The sequence below is a fragment of the Erythrobacter cryptus DSM 12079 genome (genome assembly GCF_000422985.1).
Classification (GTDB): domain Bacteria; phylum Pseudomonadota; class Alphaproteobacteria; order Sphingomonadales; family Sphingomonadaceae; genus Erythrobacter; species Erythrobacter cryptus.
Genome location: NZ_AUHC01000001.1, coordinates 412,226 through 431,348, shown reverse-complemented (window position 1 = coordinate 431,348; position 19,123 = coordinate 412,226). Strand labels below are relative to the sequence as shown.

22 protein-coding genes and 1 tRNA gene are annotated in these 19,123 nt (G+C 68.0%); 17 read left to right on the top strand and 6 right to left on the bottom strand.

Annotated features, from left to right (window positions below; translation table 11 throughout):
• The first annotated feature begins 16 nt into the window (after positions 1-16).
• The 8 genes from G524_RS0102095 (at position 17) to G524_RS0102060 (ending at position 6,622) form a co-directional block, all read left to right on the top strand.
• The gene (locus G524_RS0102095) at positions 17-3,211 is read left to right on the top strand and encodes an intermembrane phospholipid transport protein YdbH family protein (RefSeq protein ID WP_027442224.1); all 3,195 of its coding nucleotides are present in this window, start codon (positions 17-19) and stop codon (positions 3,209-3,211) included.
• Between the two features lie 107 nt (positions 3,212-3,318).
• Positions 3,319-3,486 (top strand): YnbE family lipoprotein, encoded by a 168-nt coding sequence (locus G524_RS16475; protein WP_084625005.1) that lies wholly within the window; start codon positions 3,319-3,321, stop codon positions 3,484-3,486.
• 31 nt (positions 3,487-3,517) lie between these two features.
• Positions 3,518-3,901, top strand: a complete 384-nt coding sequence (locus tag G524_RS0102085; RefSeq protein WP_027442223.1) for a YdbL family probable chaperone protein — start codon at positions 3,518-3,520, stop codon at positions 3,899-3,901.
• Positions 3,902-4,080: 179 nt separating this feature from the next.
• Positions 4,081-4,407 carry an AtpZ/AtpI family protein gene (locus G524_RS0102080; RefSeq protein ID WP_027442222.1) on the top strand — a complete coding sequence of 109 codons (327 nt, stop codon included), beginning with the start codon at positions 4,081-4,083 and terminating at the stop codon, positions 4,405-4,407.
• A gap of 48 nt (positions 4,408-4,455) precedes the next feature.
• Positions 4,456-5,235, top strand: coding sequence for a F0F1 ATP synthase subunit A (locus G524_RS0102075; protein ID WP_027442221.1), 780 nt, complete (start codon positions 4,456-4,458; stop codon positions 5,233-5,235).
• A 45-nt stretch (positions 5,236-5,280) separates the two neighbouring features.
• Positions 5,281-5,508 carry a F0F1 ATP synthase subunit C gene (locus tag G524_RS0102070; RefSeq protein WP_027442220.1) on the top strand — a complete coding sequence of 76 codons (228 nt, stop codon included), beginning with the start codon at positions 5,281-5,283 and terminating at the stop codon, positions 5,506-5,508.
• An 87-nt stretch (positions 5,509-5,595) separates the two neighbouring features.
• The gene (locus G524_RS0102065) at positions 5,596-6,090 is read left to right on the top strand and encodes a F0F1 ATP synthase subunit B family protein (RefSeq protein ID WP_027442219.1); all 495 of its coding nucleotides are present in this window, start codon (positions 5,596-5,598) and stop codon (positions 6,088-6,090) included.
• The gene (locus tag G524_RS0102060) at positions 6,083-6,622 is read left to right on the top strand and encodes a F0F1 ATP synthase subunit B family protein (protein WP_245561264.1); all 540 of its coding nucleotides are present in this window, start codon (positions 6,083-6,085) and stop codon (positions 6,620-6,622) included. The genes G524_RS0102065 and G524_RS0102060 overlap by 8 nt, the downstream gene beginning before the upstream one ends.
• Before the next feature lie 75 nt (positions 6,623-6,697).
• Here the strand turns inward: G524_RS0102060 and G524_RS0102055 are convergent, their stop codons facing one another.
• The 6 genes from G524_RS0102055 to aroA all read right to left on the bottom strand — a co-directional run bounded on the left by G524_RS0102055 (position 6,698) and on the right by aroA (position 12,690).
• Positions 6,698-7,678, bottom strand: a complete 981-nt coding sequence (locus G524_RS0102055; protein WP_027442217.1) for an NADPH:quinone oxidoreductase family protein — start codon at positions 7,676-7,678, stop codon at positions 6,698-6,700.
• 4 nt (positions 7,679-7,682) lie between these two features.
• Complete coding sequence (gloB, locus tag G524_RS0102050; protein WP_027442216.1) at positions 7,683-8,438, bottom strand: hydroxyacylglutathione hydrolase; 756 nt, start codon at positions 8,436-8,438, stop codon at positions 7,683-7,685.
• Positions 8,439-8,539: 101 nt separating this feature from the next.
• Positions 8,540-10,243, bottom strand: a complete 1,704-nt coding sequence (rpsA, locus tag G524_RS0102045) for a 30S ribosomal protein S1 (protein WP_027442215.1) — start codon at positions 10,241-10,243, stop codon at positions 8,540-8,542.
• Positions 10,244-10,484: 241 nt separating this feature from the next.
• Positions 10,485-11,111: a (d)CMP kinase gene (locus G524_RS0102040; RefSeq protein ID WP_027442214.1), complete on the bottom strand. Its 627-nt coding sequence runs from the start codon at positions 11,109-11,111 to the stop codon at positions 10,485-10,487.
• A complete protein-coding gene (locus tag G524_RS0102035) occupies positions 11,108-11,371 on the bottom strand; it encodes a CBU_0592 family membrane protein (RefSeq protein ID WP_027442213.1) in 264 nt (87 codons plus the stop codon). Before G524_RS0102035 ends, G524_RS0102040 begins: the two co-directional genes overlap by 4 nt.
• On the bottom strand, positions 11,368-12,690 hold the full coding sequence (gene aroA / locus G524_RS0102030; protein WP_027442212.1) for a 3-phosphoshikimate 1-carboxyvinyltransferase: 1,323 nt from the start codon (positions 12,688-12,690) through the stop codon (positions 11,368-11,370). The genes G524_RS0102035 and aroA overlap by 4 nt, the downstream gene beginning before the upstream one ends.
• Before the next feature lie 176 nt (positions 12,691-12,866).
• Between aroA and G524_RS0102025 the strand changes: the two genes are divergently transcribed.
• From G524_RS0102025 to rplS, 9 genes are all read left to right on the top strand, one after another.
• Complete coding sequence (locus G524_RS0102025; RefSeq protein WP_027442211.1) at positions 12,867-13,208, top strand: TIGR02300 family protein; 342 nt, start codon at positions 12,867-12,869, stop codon at positions 13,206-13,208.
• Between the two features lie 88 nt (positions 13,209-13,296).
• A tRNA-Ala gene (locus tag G524_RS0102020) sits at positions 13,297-13,372 on the top strand.
• A gap of 131 nt (positions 13,373-13,503) precedes the next feature.
• A complete protein-coding gene (ffh, locus tag G524_RS0102015; RefSeq protein WP_027442210.1) occupies positions 13,504-14,982 on the top strand; it encodes a signal recognition particle protein in 1,479 nt (492 codons plus the stop codon).
• A 54-nt stretch (positions 14,983-15,036) separates the two neighbouring features.
• Complete coding sequence (gene rpsP / locus G524_RS0102010; RefSeq protein ID WP_027442209.1) at positions 15,037-15,450, top strand: 30S ribosomal protein S16; 414 nt, start codon at positions 15,037-15,039, stop codon at positions 15,448-15,450.
• Positions 15,451-15,461: 11 nt separating this feature from the next.
• On the top strand, positions 15,462-15,965 hold the full coding sequence (rimM, locus tag G524_RS0102005; RefSeq protein WP_027442208.1) for a ribosome maturation factor RimM: 504 nt from the start codon (positions 15,462-15,464) through the stop codon (positions 15,963-15,965).
• Between the two features lie 201 nt (positions 15,966-16,166).
• Positions 16,167-16,967, top strand: a complete 801-nt coding sequence (locus tag G524_RS0102000) for a TIGR04222 domain-containing membrane protein (protein ID WP_027442207.1) — start codon at positions 16,167-16,169, stop codon at positions 16,965-16,967.
• Positions 16,968-16,990: 23 nt separating this feature from the next.
• The gene (locus tag G524_RS0101995) at positions 16,991-17,941 is read left to right on the top strand and encodes a carbon-nitrogen hydrolase family protein (protein ID WP_027442206.1); all 951 of its coding nucleotides are present in this window, start codon (positions 16,991-16,993) and stop codon (positions 17,939-17,941) included.
• A complete protein-coding gene (trmD, locus tag G524_RS0101990; RefSeq protein ID WP_027442205.1) occupies positions 17,938-18,681 on the top strand; it encodes a tRNA (guanosine(37)-N1)-methyltransferase TrmD in 744 nt (247 codons plus the stop codon). Before G524_RS0101995 ends, trmD begins: the two co-directional genes overlap by 4 nt.
• The gene (gene rplS, locus G524_RS0101985; protein WP_027442204.1) at positions 18,678-19,046 is read left to right on the top strand and encodes a 50S ribosomal protein L19; all 369 of its coding nucleotides are present in this window, start codon (positions 18,678-18,680) and stop codon (positions 19,044-19,046) included. The genes trmD and rplS overlap by 4 nt, the downstream gene beginning before the upstream one ends.
• The last annotated feature ends 77 nt before the right edge of the window (positions 19,047-19,123 follow it).

Here is a 19,123-nt window from a genome sequence, read left to right as displayed (position 1 = left end):
GCAAGAGTGGCCGGCGATGGCGGCGCCTGATTTGCAAGCTGAAACCTCTCCGCCAGCGGCCGCGCACCGGCCCGCGCGCGGCCACAGGCGGCGCTGGCGCAGGCGGCTGGCCGGCGGCGCGGCGGGCATCGCCCTCTTTGCCGCAGGCGGCCTGTGGCTGGCGCGCGAGGACATCGCCCGCGACGTGATCGACGACTATCTCGGCAGCGCCGGGGTGCCGGCCCGCTATGACATCATCGCCATCGGCCCGCGTGAGCAGGTGATCGCCAATCTCGTGATCGGCGATCCGGCACGGCCCGATTTCACCGCGCGCCGGGTGGTGGTCACCACCGGGGTGGGCTGGGCAGGGCCGGAGCTGCGCCGCCTCGAGGTTGAAGGCGCGCGGGCCTATGCGAGCTACCGCGGCGGGCGCTTCAGTCTTGGGGCGCTCGATCCGCTGGTCTTCACCAAGAGCGACGCGCCGCCCGCGCTCCCGGCGATCGATCTCGTGCTGAAAGATGCGCGCGGGCTGATCGAGAGCGATTATGGGCACATCGGGGTCAGGCTCGAAGGCGCGGGGCGGCTCGATGATGGCTTTGCCGGCGTGCTCGGGGCGACAGCGCCCGGGTTTGGCAAAGAGGGATGCCGGGCCGAACGCGCGACGCTCTATGGCGAGCTTTCCACCCGCAAAGGGGTGCCGCGCCTTTCCGGGCCGTTGCGGCTTGGCGGGCTTGCCTGTGAAGGCGTGCGGGCGGCGCAGCTGGCAGCGCAAACCAAGGCTCAGCTGAGCCGCGATCTTGCCGGCGCGAAGGGCGACCTCGCGATCGAAGGCAGCGGCCTGTCGCTCGAGACGCTCACTGCCGCGCGCATTGGCGGCACGGCGCGCTTTTCCTGGAACAAGGCGGCCGCCGCGCTGGCGCATGACCTCGCGCTTGCTGGCCTGCGCATGCCGCAGGGGCGGCTCGATCGCATGCGCGCCGAGGGCCGCTGGCGCGGGACGGGCGATCTCGCCCGCGGCCAGTGGGAGGGGCAGGTGCGGGCCAGCGGGATCGCTCCGGCACACCCTCTTGGCGTCAGCCTCGCCTCCGCGCGCGCCAGCCTCGAAGGCACGCTGCTTGCCCCTCTGCTTGCGCAGGCCAGCGCCGCCTTTGATCGGGCCATCAACCGCGCCAGCCTTGCGGCCGAGGCGATCATCCGCCACCGCGCCGGTGCGGCGCGGCTGATCGTGCCCGAGGCCCGGCTCACGGCCGCCGGCGGCGAGCGAATCGCGGCGCTTTCGCAGGTGAGCGCCGATCTTGGTGCAGCGGGCCTTGGGGCGCTGCGCGGCAATCTGCTGATCGGCGGCGAGGGCCTGCCGCAGCTCAACGCGCGGATCGACCCGGCGCCGGGAGGCGGCTGGAGCGCGCGGCTTGCCATGGCCGATTATGCCGCCGGCGCCAACCGGGTGGCGATCCCGCGGCTGGCGCTCACGCAGGAGCGCGGCGGCGTGCTGCGGTTTAATGGCCTGCTGGCCGCCAGCGGCGCCTTGCCGGGCGGGATGCTCAGCGATCTGTCCCTGCCGCTCGAAGGCAGGTGGTCGCAGGCGGGCGGCCTTGCGCTCGGCACCCGCTGCACCGCGATCCGCTTCGCCGCGCTGGCGCTTTCGGGGCTTGCGCTCGAGGGCCAGAGCATCACCCTGTGCCCGGAGCGCGGCGCGCCGATGCTCGCCTATGATCGCGCCCTCCGCCTTGCTGCGCGCAGCGGGCCGATCACGCTTGCCGGAACGCTGGGCGAAAGCCCGGCGCGGATTGCCGCCAAGGGCCTCGCCTTGCGCTATCCTTCGCCCTTTGCGGCCACCGGCCTTACCGTCGAGATCGGTGCCGAGGGCAGCGCGGTTGCTCTTTCCGCCGCGAGTCTGACCGGCCGGATGGATGGCGGGGTCGGCGGGGCCTTTGCCGGCGGCACCGCCCGGATCGCGGCGGTGCCATTCGATCTTTCCGCCATCTCCGGGCGCTGGCGCTTTGCCGATGGCGCGCTCAGGATCGATGAGGGCGCCTTCACCCTGACCGACCGGCCTTCCGGGGGCATCGCGCGCTTCGCGCCGCTCAGCGCGCAAGGCGCCGCGCTCAGCCTGGCTGACAATCGCATTGCCGCCACGGCCACGCTCGCCCACTCCGGATCGGGGCGCAGGGTGGTGGAGGTTAACCTCAGCCACGATCTGGCAAAGGCCAGCGGGCGGGCGCTGCTCACCGTCCCGGGCATCGCCTTTGGCGACGATCTCCAGCCCGAGGATCTCACCTATCTGGCCAAGGGCGTGGTGGCCCTGGCCAAAGGCACGATCAGCGGCGAGGGCGAGGTCGCCTGGCGCGGCGATGATGTCACCAGCCGCGGGCGCCTGCGCAGCGACGGGTTTGATTTCGCCGCTGCCTTCGGCCCGGTGCGCGGGCTCAAGGGTGAGGTGGTGTTCACCGATCTCCTCAATCTCACCACCGCACCCGACCAGACCGTCACCATCGCCGCGATCAATCCCGGGGTCGAGGTGCTCGACGGCCATGTGCGCTTCGACCTGTCGGGCGGCAGTCGCCTTGCGCTGCACGAGGCGCGCTTTCCCTTCATGGGCGGCAGCCTCAGCCTGCGCCCGCTGGTGATGGATTTCAGCCGGAGCGAGGAGCGCCGCTATGTCTTCGAAATCACGGGGCTCGATGCCGCGACCTTCGTGGCGCAGATGGAACTGACCAATCTCGGCGCCACCGGCACCTTCGATGGCATCGTGCCGGTGGTGTTCGACGCCAATGGCAACGGGCGGATCGCGCGCGGGGTGCTGGTGAGCCGCCCGGGCGGGGGCAATGTCGCCTATATCGGCGAGCTGAGCTACGAGGACCTGGGCGCAATCGGCAACTATGCCTTTGCTGCGCTGCGCTCGCTCGATTATCGCCGGATGGAGGTGGGGCTGAACGGCGATCTTGCCGGTGAAATCGTCACCAATTTCGATTTCGACGGCGTGCGTCAGGGCGCGGGCACCAGCCGCGATTTCCTCACAAGGCAGCTTGCGCGCCTGCCGATCCGCTTCAAGGTCAATGTCCGCTCGGAGAATTTCTACGAGCTTGCCACCATGGTGCGCTCGTTCTGGGATGCCGAATATCTCGGCAATCCGGTGGACAAGGGCCTGCTCACCACCAAAGGCGGTCGCCTCGTGCCCGCCCGGGAGCGCCAGCCATCCGTTCAACCTTCCGAAAGCGAAAGCCAGCCATGATGAGCCAAGATCTGATCGCGCCACGCCGTCTTGCGACGCCTGCCGGAGCCTTCCGGCGAGACACAGGGCTGCAGGCGCGGTCAGGCCGGGCAAGGCGCCGGTGGCTGATGGCGAGCGCGGCGGTCCTTTCGGTGCTCGGCGGCGGATGCGTCAACATCGCCGCGCCGAGCGAGCCGATCGTGATCGAGCTCAACATCAACATCCGGCAGGAAGTGATCTATCGGCTGGCCGAGGATGCGGCCAACACGATCGAGGAAAACGCGGAAATCTTCTGAAGCAGGAAGGCCCGCGGGACAGGAGTGAGGGATGATGCGCACTGCAATGATTGCCGCGAGCACGGTTCTGGTGGCGCTCGGCCTGGTGGTGGCCCCGGCGCTGGCGCAGCGCGATCCGGCCTATGCCGCCGCGCGCGCCGAGGGCAAGGTGGGCGAGCAGGCCGATGGCTATCTTGGCATTGTCGGCCCGGCCGATCCGGTGCTGCAGCGGCTGGTTGATGACATCAACATCAAGCGCCGCGCGGTCTATGCCGAGAAGGCCAAGGAGAACAACGTCACGCTCGAGGCCTATGCCCTGACCGCCGGGTGCCAGGCCGTGCTGCGCACCGTGCCGGGCGAGAAATACCGCGCGCCCGATGGCACCTGGCACACCCGCACCAGCGCCCCACCGATCCGCGATCCGCGCTGTCCGTAAGCGACGCAAGCTGCCCCCGCAGCGCAGCGGCGATCCTGGGCCGAGCGGACGCAATTCGCACCTGCACAAAAGTCTCGCCGCACGATGTTGACACATTTCTGCCCCCCTTCTAAGGGGGCGGCGCCCTTGGCGGGGTGGCTTGTTGCAACCGACCTGGCCTTGCCTCTAAAGGCCGGTTCATGAGCGATGAGACACCCGGTCGGGAACCCGTTGAGGAGGATGCGCGCATCGACGCGCTTGAGGCGCGGCTCAAGGCCGCCCGCGAGCGCGAGGAACAGCGCAGCAGCCCGCAGCAGGGGGTCGATGCGAATTACCGCAGCGGCAACCGTGTGCTGGCGGATCTTCTGGGCGGGATCCTGGGCGGGCTCGTGTTTGGCTGGCTGTTCGATCGCCTGGCCGATACGGCGCCCTGGGGCTTGATGGTCGGGCTGTTCCTCGGAATAGCCGTGGCCTTCAGGAACATCTTCCGGATGGCGAACACGCGCTCCGACGATCCTCCCCGCTAAGGGGGCGTGGAGCGCGCGTGTTCATCAGGCACGAGGGACACAGCGCAAGTGGCAGCCGAACAGGGCAAAGTCGACCCGATGCACCAGTTCACCATCGAGCCGGTGGTGCCGTTCCAGTTTGCGGGTTACGATCTTTCCTTCACCAACAGCGCCGCCTGGATGCTGGTCACCGCGGTGGTGCTGACGATCTTTGTCGCGGGTGGGCTGAGGCGCGAGCTGGTGCCGGGCCGCTGGCAGATGGCGGTGGAGACCTTCACCGGCTTCATCGACAACATGCTTGAAGCCAATATCGGCAAGGAAGGGCGCAAATATGTGCCCTATGTCTTCTCGCTGTTCATGTTCATCCTGCTCGCCAACCTGCTCGGCCTTCTGCCCCTGGGCGTGGTGGGCATTCATCCCTTCACCTTCACCAGCCACTTCACCGTGACCGGCGTGCTCGCGGCGATCAGCTTCGGCATCGTCCTGGTGGTGGGCTTCTGGAAGCACGGGTTCCATTTTTTCAGCCTGTTCGTGCCGCACGGGACCCCGGCGGTGATGGTGCCGCTCATCTTCCTCATCGAGCTGTTCTCCTTCATGATTCGCCCCTTCAGCCTGGCGCTGCGGCTGTTCGTGGCGATGATGGCGGGGCACGTGCTGCTCAAGGTGCTCTCGGGCTTCGTCATCAACGGCGCCAATGCCGGCCTCGGCATCGGGGCGCTGGTGGGCTTGCCGAGCTTTGCCCTGATGATCGCCATTTCCGCGCTCGAAATCCTCGTCGCGGGCATCCAGGCCTATGTCTTTGCGCTGTTGACCTCGCTTTACATCAACGACGCCGAGCATCTCCACTAAGGTTCATCTTTCGAGTTCAACCGTTTCAATCCAAAGGAGTTTATAATGGAAGCAGAAGCTGCAAAGCTGGTCGGTGCGGGCCTGGCTGCGATCGGTGCGGGCATGGCCGCGATCGGCGTGGGCAACGTCTTCGGCTCGTTCCTTGAAAGCGCGTTGCGCAACCCCGGTGCGGCGGACGGCCAGCAGGGCCGCCTGTTCATCGGCTTCGCCGCGGCCGAACTGCTCGGCCTGCTGGCCTTCGTGGTGGCGATGATCCTGATCTTCGTCGCCTGACGAGCTGTTGCGGCAGGCGGGCGGCGCACGCGCGCCCCTTTCGCCTGCCGCGCCTTACCGGTTTGTTCGCGCGCAAGGCCTATCACCATGCCCCAGATCGCCCAGTTGGCGCAGACCTATGCCAGCCAGATCTTCTGGCTGCTGATCTTCTTTGGCGCTGTCTATTTCATCGTCGGACGGGGGATGGTGCCCAAGGTGCTCGCCACCGTCGAAGCGCGCGAGAACCAGATCGCGGCTGATCTGGCTGCGGCCGAGGCGGCACGGGCCGCGGCCGATGCTGACGAAGCGGCGTGGCGGGCGCGCGAGAATGCCAACCGCGCTGCGGCCCAGGCGATCATCGCCAAGGCCAAGGCCGAGGCCGCCGCCGCCCGGGAGGCACGGCTTGCCGCGGCTCAGGCCAAGATCGACGCGCGCCTTGCCGAGGCCGAGGCGGCGATCGCGGCGGCGCGCGATTCTGCCCTCGCCGAAATCGAGGATGTCGCGGTCGAGGCGGCGCAGGATATCGTCCGCCGCCTTGCCGGCGCGAAGGTGACCAAGACGGCTGCCCGGGCCGCGGTGAAGGAGGCGCTTGCCCATGTCTGATCCCATGTCTGATCCGGCCAGCACCGCTGCGCATGGCGCGGCCCATCTCGAGCCGACCCTGTTCGGGCTCGAGGCCTATCAGATCGTCTCGATCGCGATGCTGGTGCTGATCGCGGTGATGGTGTGGAAGAAGGTCCCGGCGATGATCACCGGCGGGCTTGACGCCAAGATCGCCGAGATCCGCAAGGCGCTTGACGAGGCGCGCGCCCTGCGCACCGAGGCCGAGGCGCTGCGCGCCGAATACGCCGCACGCATCGCCAGCGCCGAGAAGGACGCCGAGGCGATCCTTGCCGGCGCCCGGAGCGAGGCCGAGGCGATCCTGACCCGCGCCGAGGCGGAGAGCGAGGCGATGGTGGCGCGGCGCACCGCCATGGCCGAAAGCAAGATCGCCGCGGCCGAGCGGGCCGCGCTTGCCGAAGTCAAGGCGCGCGCCGTGGCTGCGGCAACCGCCTCCTCGAAGGCCTTGATCGGCAAGCTCCACGACGAGGCTGCCGACCGCAAGCTCGCCGACGATTTCATCGGCTCGCTCTGAGCCCGGCTTCCACAGGCATCACGCGAAGGGGCAGCCTTGCCGGGCTGCCCCTTGTGTTTGCTGGACCCACGCCGCTCACCCGCCGGGCGCAAACACCACCTTGCCCACGAGTTCGCGCCGTGCCATCGCATCGAAGCCCTCGCGCCAACGGCTGAGCGGCAGGACACGGTCGATCGCGGGGGCGATCTGTCCCGCTTCGGCAAGCCTGCGGATCTCCGCCGCGATCGCCTCGCCGCGTTCGGGAAAGCGCCGGGCATATTCCCCGGCGCGCAGGCCGATGATGCTGAAACCCTTGATCAGCGGGATATTGGTGGAAACATTGGCGATCCGGCCCGAGGTGAAGCCCACCACCACCAGCTTGCCGCCGAAGGCGACGCAGCGGGTCGATTCGTCGAACACATCGCCGCCGACCGGATCGAAGACGATATCGGCAAGATGTCCGCCGGTGAGCGCCGCCACCTCCCCGCGGAACCGACCCTCGGCGATCAGCACCGCGTGCGGCCGGGCGAGCGCGGCGATTCTCTCGCACTTGGCAGGCGATCCGGTGGTGGCGATCAGCCGCGCGCCAAGCGCCCGCGCCAGATCGCAGGCGGCAAGGCCCACCCCGCCGCTCGCCCCGTGCACGAGCACCCATTGGCCGGGTGCGAGCCGGCCCAGCTCGACCAGGCCGGTATAGGCGGTTGCATAGGCAGCGCCCATGGCCGCTGCCGGGACAAAATCCATGCCGGCAGGCATGGGGGAAAGCCTGTCTGCGGGCAGGCAGGCAAGCTCGGCAAAGGCGCCGGTCTTGTTGCCGCCCATCACCCTGTCGCCGGGGGCAAAGCCGCTGCCAGGATCGGCCTCGACCACTTCCCCGGCAAGCTCGAGGCCGCTGGTGAAAGGCACCTCGGGCTTGAACTGATAGGCCCCCCGGGTCATCAGCAGATCGGGAAAGTTGAGCGAGGCTGCCCGCACCTTCACCAGCACTTCGCCGGGCTGGCGGGTGGGGGCAGGCCAATCGACCAGCGCCACCCCGGACAGGTCGTCCGACAGGCGTTCGACACGCAGGGCCTGCATGGTCCTAGAAATTGTCCTTGGCCGCGCGCAGGGCTGCAAAGGTCTCGTGCGGGGCGCTGCCACCCCAGCGCGCCATCATCGCCGGATCGTCGGCGCGCAGGAAGGGATTGGTGGCAAGCTCGCGTTCGAGCCGGGTGGGCACCGTCCATTCGCTGCGCGCGCGCTTGGCGGCGATCTCCTCGGCATAGGCCTTGAGCGCGGCATTGTCGGGATCGGCATGGAGCGCGAAGCGGGCGTTCGATTCGGTGTATTCGTGCGCGCAATAGAGCAGCGTTTCGGGCGGCAGGGCCTTGATGCGGGCAAGGCTGGCCCAGAACTGCCGCGGCTCGCCCTCGAACATCCGACCGCAGCCGAGGGCAAAGACGCTGTCGCCGACAAAGGCCACCCCTTCGCTCGCAAAGTGATAGGCGATGTGGCCATTGGTGTGGCCCGAGACATCGATCACCGCCGCTTCAACCGCGCCAAGGCGCAGCGTCTCGCCATGGCCTACGATCCGGTCGATCGGGAACTTGCCCTCGATTTCGGCCGGGCCGGTGATGGTGCAGCCGGTGGCGGCCTTGATCGCCTCATTGCCGCCGGCGTGATCGGGGTGCCAATGGGTGTTCCAGATCTGGGTGATGCGCCAGCCCTTGGCCTCGGCCTCGGCAAGATAGGCCCTGGCATCGGGCGTATCGATGGCAAGGGTCTCGTGGCTCTCGGTGTCGTGAACGAGATAGCCGTAATTGTCGCTGAGGCAGGGGAACTGGTGGACGTGCAGCATGGCGGCGAGCCTAGCGGCTTGCGCCGCACGAGAAAAGGCCCGCCTGCGCCGGGCAGACGGGCCTTCCTGCGATCTTGGATAGGTCCCTTGCGGGCCAGGTCTTATTCCTGGCCCTTCTTGAGCGCGGCGCCAAGGATGTCGCCGAGCGAGGCGCCCGAATCCGACGAGCCGAACTGGGCCACGGCTTCCTTTTCCTCGGCGATCTGGCGCGCCTTGATCGAGAAGGTGGGCTTCTTGGAACGGTCGAAGCCGATCACCATGGCATCGACCTTCTGGCCGACCTGGAAGCGATCGGGGCGCTGCTCGTCGCGGTCGCGGCCGAGATCGGAGCGCTTGATGAAGCCGGTCGGGCCGTTCTCGCCGACCTGCACCTCGAGCCCGCCGTCACGCACCTCGAGCACGGTGACGGTGACGGTCTGGTTCTTGCGCAGGTTGCTGGCCGCGGCCGCATCGGGCGAGGGCGCACCCTTTTCAAGCTGCTTCATCCCGAGGCTGATGCGCTCCTTCTCGATATCGACATCGAGCACCACCGCCTTGACGATCTCGCCCTTGCGGTGAAGCGCCAGCGCATCCTCGCCCGAGATGCCCCAGGCGATATCGGACATGTGCACCATGCCATCGACATCGCCATCAAGGCCGATGAACAGGCCGAATTCGGTGGCGTTCTTGACTTCGCCCTCGACCACCGAGCCGACCGGGTGCTTCTCGGCGAAGGCTTCCCAGGGGTTCTGCTGGGCCTGCTTGAGGCCGAGGCTGATGCGGCGCTTGTCCGAATCGACCTCGAGCACCACGACCTCGACTTCCTGGCTGGTCGAGACGATCTTGCCGGGGTGGACGTTCTTCTTGGTCCAGCTCATTTCCGAGACGTGGACAAGGCCCTCGATGCCCGGCTCGAGCTCGACGAAGGCGCCATATTCGGTGATGTTGGTGACCTGGCCCTTGAGCTTCATGCCCACCGGATACTTGGCCGAGACGCCTTCCCACGGATCGCTCTCAAGCTGCTTCATGCCGAGGCTGATGCGCTGGGTTTCGGCATTGATGCGCACGATTTGCACGCGCACCGTATCGCCGATGTTGATGACCTCGTTGGGGTGGTTGATGCGCTTGTAGCTCATGTCGGTGACATGGAGCAGGCCGTCGATCCCGCCGAGATCGACAAAGGCGCCGTAATCGGTGATGTTCTTGACCACGCCATCGATGATCTGGCCCTCGAACAGGTCGTTGATCAGTTCGCTGCGCTGCTCGGCGCGGGTTTCCTCGAGCACGGCGCGGCGCGAGACCACGATATTGCCGCGGCGGCGATCCATCTTGAGGATCTGGAAGGGCTGCGGCACGTCCATCAGCGGGGTGACGTCGCGCACCGGGCGGATATCGACCTGGCTGCCCGGGAGGAAGGCCACGGCGCCATCGAGATCGACGGTGAAGCCGCCCTTGACCCGGCCGAAGATGCGCCCTTCAACGCGCTTGCCTTCGCCGAACTCGGCTTCGAGCTTGTCCCAGGCGGCCTCGCGGCGGGCGCGGTCACGGCTGAGCATGGCCTCGCCATCGGCGTTCTCGACCCGATCGACATAGACCTCGACCTCGGCCCCTACGGTCAGGCCGTGATCTTCGCCATCGCGGGCAAATTCCTTGAGCGGCACGCGGCCTTCGCTCTTGAGGCCGACATCGATCACGGCAAAGCCGTTCTCGATCGCGGTGACGGTGCCCTTGACGACGCGGCCCTCAAAGCCTTCATCGCCGGCGCCGCCGAGCTGTTCGTTGAGAAGCGCCTCGAAATCGGCGCGGGTGGGCATCTGGGTTGCCATGGGCAGGTCTAGTCCTTGGTTCGTTGTGCTACCGGCCACCGGTTTTTCCGGGGTCTTTTGCCGCTTCCCGTGCACCATTGCGCGGGCTGGCGGGGCAAGAGGCAGACTGCTCCGCGCGGCCCCATGCCGACGCGAAGGTTCCTTCAACCAGTTCTGATTGGCAAGAACGCCGGCGCGCCTAGGCGAGGGCGGGCCGAAAAGCAAGGAGAATCGCCCCTTGGCGCGCGGGACAGCGCGGTGCTCAGCGCGCGGCGAGCCGGGTGCGCACCGCCTCGATCGCCGCCTCGATGGCGGCCTCGCGGTTGAAATGCGTGGTGTCGAGCACCAGCGCGTCGGCGGCGGGCCTCAGCGGCGCGTCCTTGCGGCCCATGTCACGGGCGTCGCGGGCAGCGATGTCGCGCTCGATCTCGGCGAGGGGCACGTCGATCCCGCGCCCTTGCATCTCGAGCCAGCGGCGGCGCGCGCGCTCGGCCACGCTGGCGGTGACGAACAGCTTCACCTCGGCCTCGGGCGCGATCACCGTGCCGATATCGCGCCCGTCGAGCACGGCGCCGCCCGGCTGCAGGGCAAAGGCGCGCTGGCGGTCATAGAGCGCGCGGCGCACATCGGGATGCACCGACACGCGGCTTGCGAACCCGCCGACCTCCTCGGAGCGCAGGATCGCATCATCGAGCAAGGCATCGGGAAAGGCGCAGGCGGCGCGCGCGGCATCGGCATCGTCGGGATCGCCGCCGTTCAGTTGCACCTGCCGCCCGACCGCGCGGTAGAGCTGCCCGGTATCAAGATGCGGCAGGCCGAAATGGCTGGCGAGCGCCTTGGCGATGGTGCCCTTGCCCGATGCGGTTGGCCCGTCGACCGCGATGATCATGGCGATGCCCCGCTGCGGCTGCGCCAGGCGCGCACCAGGCCCACAAGCGCGATGCTGGCCCAAAAGAACTCGAGCACCAGGCTCGCCCAATTGGTGTGGTAGATGAGCGAGATGGTGAGCAGCCCCGCACCCAGCAGGTTGATGCCGTGGAGCACGAAGGGATTGGTGGCCTTGGCCAAGGTCAGATAGGCATAGGCGCCGATGATGCAGGCCGTGCCGAAAAGGCCGATGATGCTGGGCAGATCGAGCGGGGTGTTCACGCGGCGGCGGCCTTGGCAAGCAGCCCCATGAAGGTGGGAAAGCTGGTGTTGATCGGTGCGGTGTCATCCACCCGCACGCCGCTGCGGCTCATCAGGCCCGCCACCGCCATGCTCATGGCGATGCGATGATCGAGCCGGGTGGCAACATGCGCGCCTTCGCTCGTGCCGGGCAGCGGCTCGCCGCCGGTGCCGTGGATGACGAGACCATCGGCCTTCTCCTCCACCCGCGCTCCGGCAAGGCCGAGCGCGGCGGCCATGGTGGACAGCCGGTCGCTCTCCTTCACCCGCAATTCTTCGAGCCCGCGGGTGCGGGTCGTCCCTTGCGCGAGGGCAGCGGCGACGAAGAGCACCGGAAACTCGTCGATCATCGCCGGGGCAATCGCCGGATCGACATCGATGCCGCTCAAGGGTGCGTGGCGCACGCGCAGATCGGCGACCGGCTCGCCGCCAACCTCGCGCGGGCTGTGTTCGACGATGTCGGCGCCCATGGCCCGCAGCACGCTGACAAGGCCGCTGCGCGTGGGGTTGAGGCCAACATTCTCGATCACAAGGTCGCTGCCGGGCACGATGCTGGCGGCAACCATGAAGAAGGCCGCCGAGGATGGATCGCCCGGCACCACCACGTCCATCGGCTGAAGGTCAGCCTCGCCGTGGACGGCGATCACCCTCGCGCCATCCTCCTCGCCCAGCTCGAGCCGGGCGCCGAAACCGGCGAGCATCCGCTCGGTATGATCGCGGGTGGGGACAGGCTCGATCACCCGGGTGATGCCCGGCGTGTTCAATCCGGCAAGCAGCACCGCGCTCTTGACCTGGGCGCTGGCAACCGGAAGCCGGTAGGTGATCGGCACCGCCGGCGCGGCGCCTCTCACCATCACCGGCAGGGTGCCGCCGGCGCTGGCGTGGAAACTCGCCCCCATGAGCTGAAGCGGATCGATCACCCGCTGCATCGGGCGGCGCGAGAGGCTGGCATCGCCGACGAAGGTGGCGGTGAGATCGTGGCTCGCCACCAGCCCCATCAACAGCCGCGTCGAGGTGCCCGAATTGCCCATGTCGAGCGCCGCGCCCGGCTCGAGCAGGCTGCCGACGCCCACGCCATCGACCACCCACGTCCCGTCATCCTCGCGCGCGATCACGGCACCAAGGCTTCGCATCGCTGCCGCGGTGGCGAGCACGTCCTCGCCCTCGAGCAGGCCGGTGATGCGGCTGCGTCCGACCGCGAGGCCGGCAAACATCAGCGCGCGGTGGCTGATCGACTTGTCGCCCGGCACGCGGATCGTGCCGCGCAAGGGGCCGAGGGGGGCAAAGCGGTGGCTGGTCATGCGGGCGCGGTCTTTGACAGCGCCCCGCGCTTCTGGCAAGGCGCGCCGCGCTTTGCGGCGCAGCACTTGATAAAGCGCTTGCCGCAGCCCAGTTTTTGCGATCAAGCCACCCGCGAATCGTAACCATGATGCCCGGCCTGCCCGTTTGCGCGGGCGGCCCGACCTGAGGAATGACAATGGCCAAGCCCGAATGGGGTACCAAGCGTACCTGCCCGAAATGCGGCGAGCGTTTCTACGATCTCGGCAAGGATGACCCGGTCACCTGCATCGAATGCGGTGAAACCTGGCTGCCCGAGCCGGTGCTCAAGTCCAAGCAGCCGATTCCCTTCGAGGAAGCCGAGAAGAAGCTCGATGCCGATGCCGACGCCGATCTTGGCGCGGACGAGGATCTCGGCGATCTCGAGGATATCGAGGACATCGACGAGGACGGCGATTCGCCCGACAATGATGTCGATCTGGGCGGCGACGATGATCTTGGCGTTGCCACCTCGGGCGATGATGACGACGAGGAAAGCTGATTTACCGCTTGCAATGGGAGAGCGGCCCTTATAATGGGCGCCTCCCGCGGGCCGGGCGCAATTGTCCGGCTCGCAAGATGACTGGCTCGGGGCCTTAGCTCAGCTGGGAGAGCGCAACACTGGCAGTGTTGAGGTCAGCGGTTCGATCCCGCTAGGCTCCACCAGTCACACAGACGAAGTCGGAACCCATCGCCCCAAGGGGGTGCTTTTCCGCAACGCTGGCCGACGAGGTTTCGTCCGCCGGCGTTTTTGGCATTTTCCGGGCGGTCTTGGCACCCGGCAGGAGAGGTGAGCGATGTTCGACACGCTGTCCGACCGCCTCGGCGGGGTCTTTGACAAGCTCAAGGGCCGCGGCGCGCTGCGCGAGAGCGATGTGCGCGAGGCCATGCGCGAGGTGCGCATTGCCCTGCTCGAGGCCGATGTCGCGCTCCCCGTTGCCCGCCGCTTCATCGATGCCGTCACCGAAAAGGCGGTGGGTCAGGACGTGCTGCGCTCGGTGACGCCGGGGCAGATGGTGATCAAGATCGTCCACGACGAGCTGGTCGCCACCCTTGGCGGCCACGAGGTCGAGGGGCTGAGGCTCGATGCCCGCCCGCCGGTGGTGATCATGATGGTCGGCCTGCAAGGCTCGGGCAAAACCACCACCACCGCCAAGCTTGCCCGGCTGATCCGCGAGCGCCACGGCAAGAAGGCGCTGATGGCCTCGCTCGACGTCAACCGTCCGGCGGCGCAGGAACAGCTCGCCGTGCTCGGCCGCCAGATCGATGTGGCGACCTTGCCGATCGTGCCCGGGCAGCAGCCGGTCGATATTGCCCGCCGCGCGATGGAGGCGGCGCGCCTGCAGAACTTCGACGTGCTGCTGCTCGACACCGCCGGGCGTCTGCATGTCGATGACGCGCTGATGGCCGAGATGAAGGCGGTGGCGGGCGTTGCCACTCCGCATGAAGTGCTGCTGGTGGTCGATTCGCTCACCGGGCAGGATGCGGTCAACGTCGCCCAGTCCTTCGGCAGCGAGGTGCCGCTCACCGGCATCATCCTCACCCGCATGGATGGCGATGCGCGCGGTGGGGCGGCGCTCTCGATGCGCGCGGTCACCGGCAAGCCGATCAAGTTTGCCGGCACGGGCGAGAAGCTCGACGCGCTCGAACCCTTCCGCCCCGGTTCGGTCGCCGATCGCATCCTCGGCATGGGCGATGTCGTCAGCCTCGTCGAAAAGGCCGCGGCGACGATCAAGGAGGAGGATGCCGAAAAGCTCGCCCGCAACATCGAGAAGGGCCGCTTTGATCTCGACGATCTGGCGATGCAATTGCGCCAGATGCGCGGCATGGGCGGGCTGGGGATGCTCGCCGGGCTGATGCCGGGGATGAAGAAGGCCAAGGCGGCGATGCAGGCCAGCGGGCTTGATGACAAGGTGCTCGTCCACATGGAGGCGATCATCTCCTCGATGACGCCCAAGGAACGCGCCAATCCCGAGCTGATGAACGCCAAGCGCAAGAAGCGCGTGGCGGCGGGCAGCGGCACCGATGTGCAGATGGTCAACAAGGTGCTCAAGATGCATCAGGAAATGTCCCGGGCGATGAAGCAGATCCGCAAGATGGGCGGGCTCAAGGGCCTTGCCGCGATGTTCGGCGCAGGCGGCGCGGGCGGGGCCATGGGCGGCCTGCCCGGCGGCGGTGCCGGGGGGCTTCCGGGCCTTGGCGGGGCGGGCGGCCTTCCCGGGTTCGGGGGTGGCGGTCTGCCCGGACTCGGTGGCCCGCCGCGGATCAAGAAATAGCTTTAAGACAGGTATTTGAAGATCATTGTTCCAATCTTGTGAAAGGTAGATAGCATGTCCATTTCGATCCGGCTTTCGCGCGGCGGGGCCAAGAAGCGTCCCTATTACCGCATTGTCGTGGCCAACAGCCGCAGCCCGCGCGACGGCAAGTATCTCGAGCAGATCGGCACCTATAACCCGCTGCTCGCCAAGGATTCGCCCGAGCGCGTCAAGCTCAACGAGGATCGCGCCCGCTACTGGCTCGGCGTCGGCGCCCAGCCGACCGACCGCGTGGCCCGCTTCCTCGATGCCGCCGGGATCCGCGAGCGCGCCCCGCGCAACAACCCCAAGAAGGGTGAGCCGGGCGAGAAGGCCAAGGAGCGCGCCGAGGAGCGCGCCGCCAAGCTGGCTGAAGCCGAGGAAGCCGCCCGCGCCGCGGCCGAAGCTCCGGCCGAGGAAGCTGCGGCCGAGGCTGGGACCGAGGCCTGAGGCACGCTGCCATGTCCCGGCCCGTCACCCTGGCCGCCATCGCCGGCGCGCACGGGGTGACGGGCGAGGTGCGCCTCAAGCTGTTCGGCCAAGGGGTGGCAGCGCTTTCCCGCCACCGCCATTTCAACGACGGGGCGCTCACGCTTGTGAAGCTGCGTGATGATGGCAAGGGCGGGGCGATCGCCCGCTTTGCCGAGTGCACCACCCGCGCCGCTGCCGAGCAGCTGCGCGGCGTGGCCCTCACCGTGCCGCGCGCCGCGCTCCCCCCGCTTGGCGAGGGCGAATTCTACCATATAGACCTCATCGATCTGCCGGTGGTGAGCGAGACGGGCGTGCCCATCGGTCGGGTGGTCGAGATCGCCAATTACGGCGCCAGCGACATCGTCGAGATCGCGCGCGACCCGGCGCCGGCCAAGGGGCCGAAGCGCGTGCTGGTGCCCCTCGTCCCGGCAGCAGTGCTGGGCTGGGATGCCGATCATATGGTGATCAATTCCGCTTTCATCGACGAGCTCTAGCAGCGCTTCGGCGCACCTTTGCGCCTGTTGGAGCGCTGCACCCGCGAGAATCAGCCCCTTGCGCGGGGGTGCTAATGGGCGCGGGCGCGCCTTGGGACTTCGCGTTAACACATTTGCTGTTATCGTTCGCGGCGCCGGGTCGCACTGGCGGTGGGCCTCGTTCTGTGCGCGAGGAATGAGGCCTGCGGAAAGGAAAACATAATGCAGCTGTTCTCGTCCGCGACGGGCAGCGAATTTCTGTTGCTTTATACCGGCTTGCTGGGGGGCTGCTGGCTGGCATCGAAATGGCTCGAGACCCGGCTGCGCAGCCCGGGCAGGAGGGACGATTCGCTCGATCCCGAATCGCTGGCGCTGCTTGCGGGCGGCCCGGCGCGTTACGCCGATACGGTGATTGCCGATCTGTTTGTCAGCGGCGCACTGGTTCAGGGAGAAGATGGCCGGCTTGTGGCGCGCAAGGGGGCGCTTGCCACTGCCCCGGGCGGCCGGGCGCTGCTCGCCGCGCCTGCGCCCTTCGCCAGCGCCGAGGCTGACAGGCTGCTGGCGATCGAGGCAAACCGGGCGATCGCACGGCTGCGTCGCGATGGGCTGATGCTCGCGCCCGATGCGCTTGCCTTTATGCGCTGGGCGGTGGCTGCGCCTTTCATTCCGCTTTTTGCCCTCGGCCTTTATCGCCAGCGTCTGGAAAGCGCCGATGGCGGGCCGATCGGCCTTCTGGGGCCGCTCCTCGCGCTGACCGTGTCGTTGGCAGTGATCCGCATGTTCCACGTAGACAGGCGCACCCGCGGCGGCATCGCCGCGCTTGAGGCAGCGCGCGCCAAGGCCAAGACGCTGCGCGCGGCGCCCGGGGCGGACGAGGCGGCGCGGGCCGTGGCGCTGTTCGGCACCGGGGTGCTCGTCGGCACCGCCTGGGAGCCGGTGCATACCCTGCGCCAGCAGGGCAGCAGCGCCGATGCGGGCGATGGTGGGGGCGGTGACAGCGGCGGGGATGGTTGCGGGGACTGACCGGCGGGCGTAAGCGCGGGCGCATGAGTACGCTTCCCGTCGCCCTGGTGCAGGCCGCGCCCATCCCGCTCGACGTGTCCGCCGGGATCGAAAAGGCCGTACGTCTGGCCCGCGCGGCGGTGGAGAGCGGCGCCAAGGTGGTGGCCTTCGGCGAGACCTTTCTCGGCGGCTATCCGCTCTGGCTCGATGAGGCACCGGGCGCGGCCTTGTGGGATCACCCCGGCGCCAAGGCGCTGCACCGGATCATGCTCGAGCAGGCGGTGGTCGCCAATGACGCGCGCCTTTTGCCCTTGCAGGAACTGGCCGATGCCAGCGGGGCGATCATCAGCATCGGCGCGCATGAGCGGGTGCGGCGCAGCCTGTTCAACAACCAGCTGACTTTCCGCCCCGGCCTTCCGGTGCTGAATCGCCGCAAGCTGGTGCCGACCCACGGCGAGCGGCTGATCTGGGCGCGCGGCGATGGTTCGACGCTGGGGGTGCACGAGGCCGAGTGGGGCCGGCTCGGCACGCTGATCTGCTGGGAGCACTGGATGCCCCTGGCGCGCGCCGCGATGCACAACCTGGGTGAGGACGTGCACATCGCCGCCTGGCCAACGGTGCGCGAGAGCCACGCGATTGCCTCGCGGCACTATGCCATGGAGGGCCGCTGCTTCGTGCTGGCGGCGGGGTTGGTGCAGAAGAAGGACGATCTGCTCGCGGGGCTGGAGCGTGTGGGCGGGTCTGAGGTTGCCCGCGAATTGCTGGAGGCGATCCCCGGCGAGGTGCTGAACAAGGGCGGCTCGCTGATCGCCGCGCCCGATACCCGCGTGATCGCTGAGGCGGGTGAGGGGGAGGAGACGCTGTTCGCCACGCTCGACATGGCCGAAGTGGCCGAAGGCCTCGCCAACCTCGACACCGATGGGCATTATGCGCGGCCGGATGTGTTCGAGCTGACGGTGGATACCCGGGCAAAGGCCGGAGTGATGTGGCGATGACCTTCGCCGCCACCATCCTCACGCTCTACCCCGAGATGTTCCCCGGGCCGCTCGGGCATTCGCTGGCGGGCCGTGCGCTCACCGAGGGCAAGTGGGCCTGCGAGACGGTGCAGATCCGCGACTTTGCCACTGACAGGCATCGCACGGTCGATGATACGCCCGCAGGCGGCGGGGCGGGGATGGTGCTGAAGTGCGATGTGCTGGCGCGCGCGCTCGACCGCGTTGCGGGCGATGGGCGGCCCATCCTTGCCATGACCCCGCGCGGCAAGCCGATCACGCAAACCCGCATCCGCGCACTTGCCGCAGGCCCCGGCGTCATCATCCTGTGCGGGCGGTTCGAGGGCTTTGATGAACGCCTGTTCGAGGCCCGGCCCGAGATCGAGCAGGTGTCGCTTGCCGACATTGTCCTCAGCGGCGGCGAGATCGCGGCGCTGGCCATCCTCGATGCTTGCATTCGCCTCGTTCCCGGCGTAATGGGCGCGCCTTCAAGCGGGGAGGAGGAGTCGTTCGAACACGGCCTTCTCGAATACCCGCACTATACCCGACCTTTGACATGGGAAGGGCGCACGATCCCCGAAGTGCTGCGATCGGGGGATCATGCGAGGATCGCCGCCTGGCGCAAGGCCAGGAGCGAAGAGGATACTCGGTCACGCAGGCCGGACTTGTGGGAACGCTATTGTGGCGATCCGGTCCGTTCTGCCTCTGGCGCGCAGCGTGCAAACGAGGAACCGGACCAGTGAATCTGATCCAGCAGATCGAAGCCGAAGAAATCGCCAAGCTCGCCAAGGACATTCCCGAATTCCGCCCCGGTGATACGGTGCGCGTGGGGGTGAAGGTCAAGGAAGGCAACCGCGAGCGCATCCAGAACTACGAGGGCGTGGTCATCGCCCGGTCGAACCGCGGCATGGGTTCGAACTTCACCGTGCGCAAGATCAGCTTCGGTGAAGGGGTGGAGCGCGTCTTTCCGCTCTATTCGCCGATCGTTGACAGCATCACCGTGGTGCGCCGCGGTGTGGTGCGCCGGGCCAAGCTCTACTATCTGCGCGGCCGCACCGGCAAGAGCGCCCGCATCGCCGAGCGGCGCGAGAACGCCCCCAAGGCCTAAAGGCGACAACCTCACCAGGATCGAAGGGCGGCGCTGCAAGGTGTCGCCCTTTTGCTGTGCGCCGCTGCGTGATCCGG